This window comes from Methylorubrum thiocyanatum, from assembly GCA_014138645.1.
GTDB classification, from domain to species: Bacteria; Pseudomonadota; Alphaproteobacteria; order Rhizobiales; family Beijerinckiaceae; genus Methylobacterium; species Methylobacterium thiocyanatum.
Map to the genome: position 1 here is coordinate 715,373 of JACJIB010000002.1, position 10,880 is coordinate 726,252.

The following is a 10,880-nucleotide window of genomic DNA, read 5'->3' on the forward strand; positions in this document are numbered from 1 at the left end:
CCTTTGGCGGCTGGTCCGACAAGAGGTGAGCCATGACTGACTCCAACGTCATTTCCCGGCGTGCCCGCTCCCGCGCGGCGAAGTCCGGCCGCAACGGCAGCGTCGTGCTCGTCGTCGCGCTCATGATGGCACTGGTCTTCGTACCGGTGCTCGCCCTGCATGCTGCCGCACTCTCCGGCGCCGTCGCCGTCGGCGACGAAGCGCGTCCGGACGAAGTCGCCACGGCCCTGACCCACAAGAAGGTGCCGGGGTAGGATCCCTCCCCCGGTGGTCGCCGATCGTCGACGACCACCGCCTCGGGCTCACCTTCGGCGGACGAAAAAAAAGGGGGCACCCTCGGGGTGCCCCCTTTCTTATGGCAGGTCCGCCCGGCTCAGGCCGCGCGCACCGTCGCGAGGAAGCGGGCGACTTCCGACCGCAGATGCTCGGATTGGCGCGACAGTTCGGAGGCGGAGGCCAGCACCTGAGTGGCGGCGGCGCCCGTCTCCTCGGAGGCCTGCGCCACGCCGGCGATGTTGCTCGTCACCTCGCCCGCGCCGACCGCCGCCTGGGACACGTTGCGCACGATCTCCTGGGTTGCCGCGCCCTGCTCCTCGACCGCCGCCGCGATCGTCGCCGTCACGGCGTTGATCTCGCGGATCCGTCCGGTGATGCCGCCGATCGCCGTCACCGCCTGCCCGGTCGCCCCCTGGATCTGAGCGATCTGCCCGGAGATCTCCTCGGTCGCCCGCGAGGTCTGCGCCGCAAGCTCCTTCACCTCGCTCGCGACGACGGCGAAGCCCCGTCCTGCTTCCCCTGCCCGCGCGGCCTCGATGGTGGCGTTGAGGGCGAGCAGGTTGGTCTGGCTGGCGATGTTGGCGATGAGGTTCACGACATCGCCGATCCGGGCGGCGGCCTGACTCAGATCGTGGACGAGAACGGCGCTCTGGTCCGCCTCGCCCACCGCGAGTTGGGCCATGCCCGACGAAGTTCCGACCTGTCGGCCGATCTCGTGCACCGAGGCCCCGAGTTCCTCCGCGGCAGCGGCGACGGTGCTGACGTTCGAGGCCGCCTCCTCCGCGGCAGCCGCGACGGTGGTCGATTGGCTGGCGGTCTCGGTTGCCGTCGCGGTCATCTGCTGGGCGGTGGCCTGCAGCTCGGTCGCTGAGGACGACACCATGCCGACGACGCCGCCGACGGCGCGCTCGAACCCGTCCGCCAGCTCGATCATGGTGCGGCGGCGCTCGACGGCGGCGGCTTCGTCGGACACGCGCTTGAGTTCTGCCTGCTCGGCCGCCTTGCGCGCCACCAGGGCCTTGATGCCCTCGACGGCGCGGGCGACGGCGCCGATTTCGTCGCCGCGGCGCGCCTCAGTGATCTCGGCCTCGATCTCGCCATCGGCCATCCGCTCGAGCACGCGCACGAGCCGGCCGATGGGGCGGACGACGCCGGCCACGGTGATCAGGCCCAGCAGGCCGAAGGCGACGAGGAGCCCGGTCGCCGCGATGAGGGTCAGCGCCAGGGCGGCGGAGTTGCCGACCGCCACGGCCTGTTGCTTGGCCTCTTCGAGATCGCTGATGTTGGCCGCGACGCGCTTCTGGATCGCATCGATCGCCTTGATCCGGACCGGACGCACCTCCTCGGCGGAAACTCGCGCTGCCTGCTCGTTCTGGTTCTTCAGCCCCAGGGCGACCGAGCGCTCGGCGGTCGAGAAGAAGCCTGCGACGGTGGTCTTGACCCCCGTCAGCATCGCCCGGCGCGCATCGGTGTCCGCCATTGCGATCAGGCGGTCGACGCCGCCGAGGGCGCGATCATGCGCCTCGACGAAGCGCCGGTGCTGAGCCGAGAGGACCGCCGCGTCGGTTTCGAGGATGACGTTCTTCTCGCTGATGACGGCCTCGTCGATGGCGAGCGCGATCTGAAGGGCGGTGATGACCCGTGCGGCGCGCACATCGACGACGTCCTGGGTCGTCCGCTGCAACTGGTCGAGTGTGTCGCGCGCCAGGACGACGACGCCCGCGGCCACCAGAGCGACCAAGGCCGCCGGAATGGCAAGCTTCCCGAGGAGTCTGAGATTTGTGAACCAGCGCATCTGTCTGCGTCACGGGGACAGTGTCGAAGCATCCACGAGCCGCCCCGGCCACCGCGGATCACAATTCTGTGAGGAAGAGACAGTTAATAAGATGCAACCGAGTGAATAAATTTCGAGTTGTATCATTATAAACATATGTTGCTTGGCTATTGGGTACGAATAGCCACAAGGCGCACCGGTTAGCTTGCTGCGAAAAAGTGTTGTTCGATATTTTTCAGCGTAACGTGGTTTGTCAGCAGCCGCGGGTCGCCCTCGCCTGCGCTCATGGGGCGGATCTGACCTGAGGCAGCCCTGCTTCCGCTCGCGCCGGCCTTCGCGTAAGGCCCCGACTGAGTTCACGGCATACCCGCCCTACCCCACTCCCATTCGGGCCTCGCGGACGCATGATTCGCCTCGACAAGATCGGCAAGCAGAACGGTCGCCAGATCGTCTTCATCGAGGCGTCGGCCGCCCTGCAGAAGGGCGAGAAGGCCGGCCTCGTCGGCCCGAACGGCGCCGGCAAGACCACGCTCTTCCGCCTGCTCACCGGCCAGGAACAGCCGGACGAGGGACAGGTCTCGTCGGAGCGCGGCATCACCATCGGCTATTTCAGCCAGGATGTCGGCGAGATGGCCGGCCGCTCCGTGGTCGCCGAGGTGATGGACGGCGCAGGCCCGGTCAGTTCCGTGGCGGCCGAACTTAAGGAGCTCGAGGCGGGATTGGCCGATCCCGACCGAGCCGACGAGATGGATGCCCTGGTCGAACGCTACGGCGAGGTGCAGGCCCGCTTCGAGGAACTCGACGGCTACGCGCTCGAGGGCCGCGCCTACGAGGTTCTGGCCGGCCTCGGCTTCTCCCAGGAGATGATGGACGGGGATGTCGGACGCTTGTCGGGCGGCTGGAAGATGCGCGTGGCGCTCGCCCGCATCCTGCTGATGCGCCCCGACGTGATGCTGCTCGACGAGCCGAGCAATCACCTCGACCTGGAGAGCCTGATCTGGCTCGAATCCTTCCTCAAGGGCTACGACGGCGCACTGATGATGACCTCGCACGACCGCGAGTTCATGAACCGCATCGTCTCCAAGGTCATCGAGATCGACGGCGGCACCCTCACCACCTATTCCGGCGATTACGCCTTCTATGAGCAGCAGCGTGCGCTGAACGAGGCGCACCAGCAGGCGCAGTTCGAGCGCCAGCAGGCGATGCTTGCCAAGGAGATCAAGTTCATCGAGCGCTTCAAGGCGCGGGCCAGCCACGCCGCCCAGGTCCAGAGCCGGGTGAAGAAGCTCGACAAGATCGAGCGGGTCGAGCCGCCGCGCCGCCGCCAGACCGTCGCCTTCGAGTTCCAGCCGGCGCCGCGCTCGGGCGACGACGTCGCGATGCTGAAGGGCGTGCACAAGCGCTACGGCAGCCGGATCATCTACGAGGGGCTCGACTTCTCGATCCGCCGCAAGGAGCGCTGGTGCGTGATGGGCGTCAACGGCGCCGGAAAGTCGACCTTGCTGAAACTCATTACCGGCACGGCACAGCCCGACACCGGGACGGTGACCGTCGGCGGCAGCGTCAAGCTCGGCTACTTCGCCCAGCACGCCATGGATCTGCTCGACGGCGACCTCACCGTGTTCGAGGATCTGGAGAGCAGCTTTCCCCAGGCCGGCCAGGGCTCGCTGCGGGCGCTCGCCGGCTGCTTCGGCTTCTCCGGCGACGATGTCGAAAAGCCGTGCCGGGTGCTGTCGGGCGGCGAGAAGGCGCGGCTGGTGATGGCCAAGATGCTCTACGACCCGCCGAACTTCCTCGTCCTCGACGAGCCGACCAACCACCTCGACATCGCCACCAAGGAAATGCTGATCAACGCGCTGGCGGGCTTCGAGGGAACGATGCTGTTCGTCAGCCACGACCGGCACTTTCTCGCCGCGCTGTCGAACCGGGTGCTCGAAGTGACTGGTGACGGAATCCGGCAGTACGGCGGCGGCTACTCGGAATACGTGGCGAGCACCGGCCAGGAAGCCCCGGGGCTGCGCAGCTGATCGCCCCTCAGGGATCGAGCGCGAGATCGTCGTAACGGGCGACGAGGCCGGGCGGCGCGACGATCCGCCAAGCCGTCAGAAGCGACGCGCGAAGCATCTCCTCTTCGGCTGCGTCGAGATCGAGGCTCGTCCAGCCGCGCACACCCCATGTGCCGGGCACGGGCTCGTACGCGTCCGGCTCGTCCTCCAGCACCCGTGCCTGTGCCTCGGGCGTCAGCCGCACCACCACGCGCGCCTCGTCGGTCCAGAGCGTGGCGAAGATCCGTCCGCCGACCCGGAAGTCGGGGTGGCCCTGATGCGCGCCCTCGATCGTCTCGGGCAGCAACAGCGCAAGGGCCCGCACGTCCTCGGGCAGGCAAGACATGGCGGCGCGCTAGGCCCGGCTCGTCGGAGCCTGCCACGTGGTGCCCGGATGCTCACGCACGTCGCCGTTCCGGGTGCCGGTGTCGCTGTCGCTCACCCACTCGCCGGGTTCGGCGATCTCCACCACCTCGTCCTCCGGATAGGCCGCCTCCACGAACAGGCGGGCCTCGCCCTCGGCTGCTGCCCGCACCGTGATCATCGGGCGCTCGCCGCCCGCGCCGCGCACCCGCGCGATGAAGAGCTTCGTCATGGTTCGGTGTCCTCCGCCTCGGCCGTAAGAACCGGTCAACGTCCGCGCGGCGGAAGGGATCATCGAAAAACGTGAGGACGAGATTGCGGCGGTCCGCGCGGGAGCAAAGTCGGGCACGCGGTCGTGTCGTTGCCCCTTCCGTCGAGCGCCTCACGTGGATGAGGAACGGGGCCGCCTGCCAGCGTTGATACAGACCCTTACCGGCGGCGCGCCACTTCGCGTGATTCCGAGGCCGTCGGGGATTTGCCGCGATCGTTCGCCGAAGCTCCTCAGGCAACGTCGTCGCGTTCGGCCTGTGCGCTCCGATCGGAGGCTCTCGCGCGACCACGAGCCTCAGTTTGTGGTTCGGAAACGAGAAATCCAAGCATCCAAGAAAATCCCTGCAAGAAAACACAGTGTCATCGAAGATTACGAGGAGCATGTCCGAGGATCCATCCTCCGACGGCAAACTGATCGTTCACCGGATAGATCTCGTCGCAAGCGCCTCGCCCGGCCGATCGTCCTGTCGGGGGCGGTGGGATCGCAATTGACAGCCCCTGCTGAAGCCGAATAGCTAAGCTTCGACGGTTCCCCTCGGGATCAAAAGGGAACGCGGTGAGGGGGAACCCGATGCCGCGGCTGCCCCCGCAACTGTAAGCGGCGAGCCTTCCGCCACCATGTCACTGGGCAACTGCCTGGGAAGACGGTGAGAGGGCCGTGACCCGCGAGCCAGGAGACCTGCCGTCAGTCGTGGTCACACGCGAAACGCGTCGGGCGGGGTGTCCTGGCGGGTGTCGAAGGTCCGCCGATCCTGCGAGGAGGCGGCTCCCGAGGCTTCGTTCGCGGTGACGTGCCACTGACGTTGCCCGAGGCGCCTCGCTTCATGTCATCCGCTGATCGCACCCGCTCGCTTGCCGGGCGCATGCCTGCTGCCCTGTTGTTCTCCACCGGCGCACTGGCCCTTACCACGTTCCCGTCGGCGGCCCAGGAGGGTGCCGAGACGACCACCGGCCCCCACGCCATTGCGCTCGAGGAACTGGCTGTACAGGGGGCGGGGTCCGGCACACGGCTCCTGGCACAGACCCCCTACACGGCGGCGGCGACCGGCCTCAATCTCACCACGCCGAACCGCAGCGGCAGCCGCCTCGACCTGTCACCGCTGCAGACGCCTGCCAGCATCGAGGTCATTTCCGGCCAGAAGATCCGTGAGCGCGGCCAGCAGACGGTGCAGGAGGCCATCACCCAGAACGCCGCCGGCATCACGACCATCGGCTCACCCGGCAACGGGTTCGGTGCCTACACGTCCCGGGGCTTCGCTGGCGTGAACTCGGTGATGCAACTCTACGACGGCACCCGCCTCTTCGTCGGCGTCAACACCACGACCTATCCGTTCGACACCTGGAACGTGGACCGAATCGAAGTGCTGCGTGGGCCGGCTTCCGTGCTGTATGGCGACGGCGCGATCGGCGGCGTCATCAACGTCGTGCCCAAGAAGCCGGTCGCGGTTCCGGTCAACGCCGCCCGCGCCGCCCTCGGATCCGATGGCGTCAAGCGCCTCGCGGTCGACAGCGGCGGACCGGTCGGCGAGAACCTGTTCTACCGCCTCAACGTCAGCGGAAACCAAGTCGACGGCTGGCTGAACCAGAACGGAAACTTCGCCAATCTCGCCGTCTCCGGCTCGCTGCTGTACCAGGCGACACCGGATCTCGCGGTGACGCTCTCGCACGATTACGGCTATCAGGAGCCCCTGCGCTACTTCGGAACGCCTCTGATCGGCGGGCGCATCGATCCGCGCCTCCGCTTCCAGAACTACAACATCGACGGCAGCCGCATCGTCTTCGAGGATAACTGGACGCAGTTGAAGGTCGAATGGTCGCCGAGCGACGACATCGTCATCCGCAACACCGCCTACCGCCTGCTCTCGGACCGCCACTGGCGCAATCTCGAAAGCTACGCCTTCGTTCCGAGCACGGGCCTCATCCGGCGGACCAGCCCGATCGAGATCTTTCATCACCAGGAGCAGATCGGCAATCGCTTCGACGCAACGGTCAAGGGCACGCTCTTCGGCTTCCGCAACGAGTTCGTCGCCGGCTTCGAGGTCAACCACATCGATTTCGGCGTGCGGAACAACTCGCCCTATCGCGGCGAGAACAGCGTCGATCCGTTCTTCTTCAATCCGGGCTTCTTCAGCAGCCCCGACAGCGTCCGCCCGCTCTACAGGTCGAGTACGGATCAGTATTCGCTCTTCGCGGAGGACCGGCTGATCCTGACTGATCAGCTCTCGCTGATCGCCGGTCTGCGCTACGACGCGCCGACGGTGCGGCGCGAGGATCTGGTCACGCCGTCGCAGAGCTTCACCAAGGCGTTCAACGCGCTGAGCTACCGCGTCGGTGCCGTCTTCAACCCGACGCCGGACAGCTCGCTCTACGCGAGCTACGCGACCGCGGTCGATCCGGTGACATCGTTGATCACGATCCCGATCACCCAGAAGGACTTCAAGCTTTCCGCGGGCGAGCAGGTCGAGATCGGTTACAAGCAGGTGTTCTGGGACGGGCGCGGCGAATTCACCCTCGCGGGCTACCGCATCAACAAGCGCGATCTGCTGACCGTGGATCCGCTGCGGCCGCAGGTCCCCGTCCAGGTCGGCAGCCAGTCGTCGCACGGCGTCGAGGCGTTCCTGTCGCTCGGCCTGTGGGAGAACTGGCGCGCGGAGGGCAATCTCGCCCTGCTGCACGCGCAGTACGACGACTTCCAGCAAGCCGTCGGCGGCATGGCCGTCAACTTCGCCGGCAATCAGCCGGTCAACGTGCCGGAGCGCATCGCCAATCTCTGGCTGTCCTGGGCCTTCGCGCCGCGCTGGGAGGCGCGGGCCGGCGTTCAATTCGTCGGAGAGACGTTCAGCGACTTCGCCAACACGGTGCGGCGCCCAAGCTACGAGGTCGTCAACGGCAGCCTCGACTACCGTGTCAGCGACACGTCCCGCTTCAGCGTCCGGGTCTACAATCTGCTCGACACCATTTACCCGGTGACCGGCAGCGCCAACACTTGGCTGCTGGGCCGCCCGCACTCAGTCGAAGTCGCCTACAACCTGACCTTCTGAGGGCGTCCGCAGATGCAAGACGAGCAGGGCGCACGATTCCAGCCGCAGGCGAACCATGCGGGAGCGGCCAGCCACGGGGTGGCAAGGCGCGCCCGCGCGTGCAACCCTGTCGATGACCGCCGCCCGCGCACGCCGATCGGACCCGCGACCGGCCCTGCAGGGTGCCATCGATGATGCGCCCGCTGATCAAGCGCGGGAAGCGCTGGCTCTATCTCGCCCATCGCTGGCTCGGCATCGTGACCTGCCTGCTGTTCGTGACGTGGTTCGCGTCGGGCCTCGTTATGATGTATGTCGGCTTCCCCAGCCTGACGGAGGCGGAGCGCCGGGGTGGCCTGCCGCTCCTGGCCTGGGATCAGGTGACGGTGACGCCGCGCGAGGCGCTCGAAGCCGGCGGGCAGACCCGGTTCCCGCGCGACCTGCGCCTGACGATGCTCGACCGGGAACCGGTCTACCGCATGGTCGGCTGGGACGGCCGGCAGGCCACCGTCTCCGCTGTCGCGCCTCGTCCGATCACCGGCATCGAGGCCGGTCAGGCCCTCGCCATTGCGGAACATGATCGGCGCGCGGTCCGGACCCGGCTCCTCGGCACGGTCGATCGCGACCAGTGGTCGGTGACCGCGCGCTACGATCCCCTGCGGCCGTTCCATCTCGTCGCCCTGGGTGATCCGGACGACACCCAGCTCTACGTCTCGGCCCGCACGGGTCAGATCGCCCTCAACACGACGGGGCGGGAGCGGTTGTGGAATTGGTTCGGCGCCATCCCGCACTGGATCTACCTGACGCCGCTGCGGGCGCAGGCCGCGTTGTGGCGGGACGTGGTCCTGTGGGTCTCGGGCGTCGCGATCGTCGGTGCGGTCACCGGCCTTTGGGTCGGCCTGCTCCGCGTGCGGCTACGCCGCCGCTACGCGTCGGGCTCGGTCTCGCCCTATCGCGGCTGGGCGGCGTGGCACCATATCGGCGGCCTGATCGGCGGCCTGACCCTGCTGACCTTCGTTGCCAGCGGCTGGCTGTCGATGAATCCGAACCACTGGTTCGGTCCTCGTACTCCGAGCCAGGCCATGCTCGAACGCTATGCCGGCATGACAGAAGCCCGCTGGGACCTCGACCTCGCGGCCCTCCGCGCCGCGGCCTGTCCCGACGCGGTCGAGGCGCGGCTCGGCTGGCTGGGCGGCCGAGCGCAGGCGGTCTTGGTCTGCCGGGATGGCGCGGTGTCGGTTTGCTGTGCCGCGGTGTCCGCTGCTCCGACGATGTCCGACCTCGTTACGGCCGCCCGGCGCCTGCTCCCCGACGCCTCGCTCCGCGAAGCCACGCTGCTGACCGAGGAGGACGCCTACTGGTACGCTCACCACGGGTTGCGCCGCCTGCCGGTGCTGCGGGTGGCGTTCGACGATCCGGATGCAACTTGGTTCCATCTTGATCCGGCCACGGGCGAGGTGCTCACCCGTGCCGACCGATCCTCCCGCACCTATCGCTGGCTGTTCAACGCTCCGCACAGTTTCGACTTCCGCTTCCTGCTGCAGCGGCGCCCAGCCTGGGACGCCGTGCTCTGGCTGCTCTCGGCCGCCGGCCTGATCATCTCGATCTCCGGCGTGGTGATCGGCTGGCGCCGCCTCAGGTGACGTTCCGGGCGCCGTCGGTCCGCGGCCGACGCGACGCGGCCGAATGCCGTGCGGATCGGATTGACGAGGCTGCGTGTAATCGAAATCGGCAGCACATCTTTGTCGCGCAACATCATCGATGCTCGCGCCTTGTCCGATGTCAGAATTACGTCTAACCCTTGCTGGCCTGGACCCATAAACGGGTCCTTAGTTCAAAATCGTGATAGTTAGAACGAACGTTTCTATCGGCTCATGCCCGAGACGGCGAGCCCATCCCGATGCCTCCTCTTCGGACAGCCGGGACGATGATTGCCTCGGACGTGTTGATGCAGGGGCGACGCGCGGTCGTGATCGTCCATGACGGCGCGACTTATCGCCTTCGCGTCACGAGCAACAACATGCTGATCCTGATGAAATGATCCCCACCGTCTCTTCGCCGCGCCTGTCCCGCCGGGCGATGCTCGCTACCCTGCTCGGCGTCACCGCCGACATCGAGATGACCTCGATCGAGCAGTGCGAAACGGCGTACAGCCGCATGCTGAAGAGCGACGTGAAGGACCGCTTCGTCATCGACATGGCGAGCCTGCCCAGGGCCGCCTGATCCATTCCCCTCGTTCGACACAGGATCTGCCCTGCATGGCCAAGCTCACCCGCACCCGTTTCCTGGCCGGTCTCGTTGCCATCACCCTGGCTGGCACACTCCCCGCACCGGCGGCGGACGCGCCGACGGTCTTTGCCGCTGCCAGCTTGAAGAACGCCCTCGACGACATCGCCGGAAGCTACGCCAAGGACGGCAAGCCGGCCCCGAAAGTTTCGTACGCGGCCTCGAACACGCTGGCCAAGCAGATCGAGCAGGGCGCGCCCGCCGACCTGTTCTTCTCCGCCGATCTCGACTGGATGGACTATCTTGCCACGAAGGATCTCATCCAGCCCGGCACGCGGGTGAGCCTTCTGGCCAACACCATCGTGCTGATCGCCCCGAAGGAGTCGAAGGCCGAGGTGAGGATGGGCCCCGGCCTCGACCTTACCGCGGCCCTCGGTTCCGGAAAGCTCGCCATGGGTAATGTCGATGCGGTACCCGCCGGCAAATACGGCAAGGCGGCCCTGGAGAAGCTCGGTGGCTGGGCGGGTGTGAAGGACAGGATCGCGCAGGCCGAGAGCGTGCGCGCGGCCCTGCTCCTCGTCTCGCGCGGCGAGGCGCCGCTCGGCATCGTCTACGCCACCGACGCGGCGGCGGATGCGAATGTGAGAATCGTCGCCACCTTTCCGGCCGACAGCCATCCGGCGATCATCTACCCGGTCGCGATCATCAAGGATTCGCGCAATCCGGACGCAGCGGCGCTGCTGAGCTATCTGCGCGGCCCCGCCGCCAAGGCCGCCTTCGAGAAACAAGGTTTCACCGTGCTGAACCGCTCGACTGCCGCCGCGCAGTGACGCACTGGCCTGCTGCCGGTTCGGTGCACACCGTCCCGCGCTCATCGAAGTGGCTTTCCGCATCGGACCGGGGCGGAAT

The 10,880-nt window shown here is 67.4% G+C and carries 9 protein-coding genes, 1 pseudogene and 1 riboswitch; of the genes and pseudogenes, 7 read left to right on the forward strand and 3 right to left on the reverse strand.

Going from position 1 to position 10,880, the window contains the following annotated elements; translation table 11 throughout:
• Positions 1 to 32 precede the first annotated feature (32 nt).
• Positions 33 to 254: a hypothetical protein gene (locus tag HNR51_RS07165; protein ID WP_012452174.1), complete on the forward strand. Its 222-nt coding sequence runs from the start codon at positions 33 to 35 to the stop codon at positions 252 to 254.
• 119 nt (positions 255 to 373) lie between these two features.
• Here HNR51_RS07165 and HNR51_RS07170 read toward each other — a convergent pair whose 3' ends face one another.
• Positions 374 to 2,071, reverse strand: a complete 1,698-nt coding sequence (locus HNR51_RS07170; protein ID WP_182554458.1) for a methyl-accepting chemotaxis protein — start codon at positions 2,069 to 2,071, stop codon at positions 374 to 376.
• 383 nt (positions 2,072 to 2,454) lie between these two features.
• Here HNR51_RS07170 and HNR51_RS07175 point away from each other — a divergent pair, with 383 nt between their 5' ends.
• Positions 2,455 to 4,077, forward strand: coding sequence for an ABC-F family ATP-binding cassette domain-containing protein (locus tag HNR51_RS07175; protein WP_141949944.1), 1,623 nt, complete (start codon positions 2,455 to 2,457; stop codon positions 4,075 to 4,077).
• A 7-nt stretch (positions 4,078 to 4,084) separates the two neighbouring features.
• Here HNR51_RS07175 and HNR51_RS07180 read toward each other — a convergent pair whose 3' ends face one another.
• Together HNR51_RS07180 and HNR51_RS07185 are read right to left on the reverse strand one after the other, a co-directional pair.
• Positions 4,085 to 4,441: an MmcQ/YjbR family DNA-binding protein gene (locus tag HNR51_RS07180; RefSeq protein WP_182554459.1), complete on the reverse strand. Its 357-nt coding sequence runs from the start codon at positions 4,439 to 4,441 to the stop codon at positions 4,085 to 4,087.
• A 9-nt stretch (positions 4,442 to 4,450) separates the two neighbouring features.
• Entirely contained in the window at positions 4,451 to 4,690 is a 240-nt protein-coding gene (locus tag HNR51_RS07185; RefSeq protein WP_012452178.1) for a hypothetical protein, read from the reverse strand.
• Positions 4,691 to 5,237: 547 nt separating this feature from the next.
• Positions 5,238 to 5,429: riboswitch (cobalamin riboswitch) on the forward strand.
• 123 nt (positions 5,430 to 5,552) lie between these two features.
• Here HNR51_RS07185 and HNR51_RS07190 point away from each other — a divergent pair.
• From HNR51_RS07190 to modA, 5 genes and pseudogenes are all read left to right on the forward strand, one after another.
• Positions 5,553 to 7,769, forward strand: a complete 2,217-nt coding sequence (locus tag HNR51_RS07190) for a TonB-dependent receptor (protein ID WP_182554460.1) — start codon at positions 5,553 to 5,555, stop codon at positions 7,767 to 7,769.
• Between the two features lie 173 nt (positions 7,770 to 7,942).
• Positions 7,943 to 9,388 carry a PepSY domain-containing protein gene (locus HNR51_RS07195; protein WP_182554536.1) on the forward strand — a complete coding sequence of 482 codons (1,446 nt, stop codon included), beginning with the start codon at positions 7,943 to 7,945 and terminating at the stop codon, positions 9,386 to 9,388.
• A 284-nt stretch (positions 9,389 to 9,672) separates the two neighbouring features.
• Entirely contained in the window at positions 9,673 to 9,786 is a 114-nt protein-coding gene (hemP, locus tag HNR51_RS07200) for a hemin uptake protein HemP (RefSeq protein WP_210279859.1), read from the forward strand.
• Positions 9,787 to 9,842: 56 nt separating this feature from the next.
• A pseudogene (locus HNR51_RS07205) lies at positions 9,843 to 9,968 on the forward strand (NAD(P)-dependent alcohol dehydrogenase); the annotation flags it as partial.
• A gap of 35 nt (positions 9,969 to 10,003) precedes the next feature.
• Complete coding sequence (modA, locus tag HNR51_RS07210) at positions 10,004 to 10,801, forward strand: molybdate ABC transporter substrate-binding protein (RefSeq protein ID WP_182554462.1); 798 nt, start codon at positions 10,004 to 10,006, stop codon at positions 10,799 to 10,801.
• Positions 10,802 to 10,880: the final 79 nt, after the last annotated feature.

Excerpts from the sequence above, each read along its gene's own strand:
- HNR51_RS07190 (WP_182554460.1), top strand. The coding sequence starts at position 5,553 with ATGTCATCCGCTGATCGCACCCGCTCGCTTGCCGGGCGCATGCCTGCT.
- HNR51_RS07185 (WP_012452178.1), bottom strand. The coding sequence starts at position 4,690 with ATGACGAAGCTCTTCATCGCGCGGGTGCGCGGCGCGGGCGGCGAGCGC.
- HNR51_RS07180 (WP_182554459.1), bottom strand. The coding sequence starts at position 4,441 with ATGTCTTGCCTGCCCGAGGACGTGCGGGCCCTTGCGCTGTTGCTGCCC.
- HNR51_RS07165 (WP_012452174.1), top strand. The coding sequence starts at position 33 with ATGACTGACTCCAACGTCATTTCCCGGCGTGCCCGCTCCCGCGCGGCG.
- HNR51_RS07175 (WP_141949944.1), top strand. The coding sequence starts at position 2,455 with ATGATTCGCCTCGACAAGATCGGCAAGCAGAACGGTCGCCAGATCGTC.
- HNR51_RS07195 (WP_182554536.1), top strand. The coding sequence starts at position 7,943 with ATGCGCCCGCTGATCAAGCGCGGGAAGCGCTGGCTCTATCTCGCCCAT.
- hemP (WP_210279859.1), top strand. The coding sequence starts at position 9,673 with ATGATTGCCTCGGACGTGTTGATGCAGGGGCGACGCGCGGTCGTGATC.
- modA (WP_182554462.1), top strand. The coding sequence starts at position 10,004 with ATGGCCAAGCTCACCCGCACCCGTTTCCTGGCCGGTCTCGTTGCCATC.
- HNR51_RS07170 (WP_182554458.1), bottom strand. The coding sequence starts at position 2,071 with ATGCGCTGGTTCACAAATCTCAGACTCCTCGGGAAGCTTGCCATTCCG.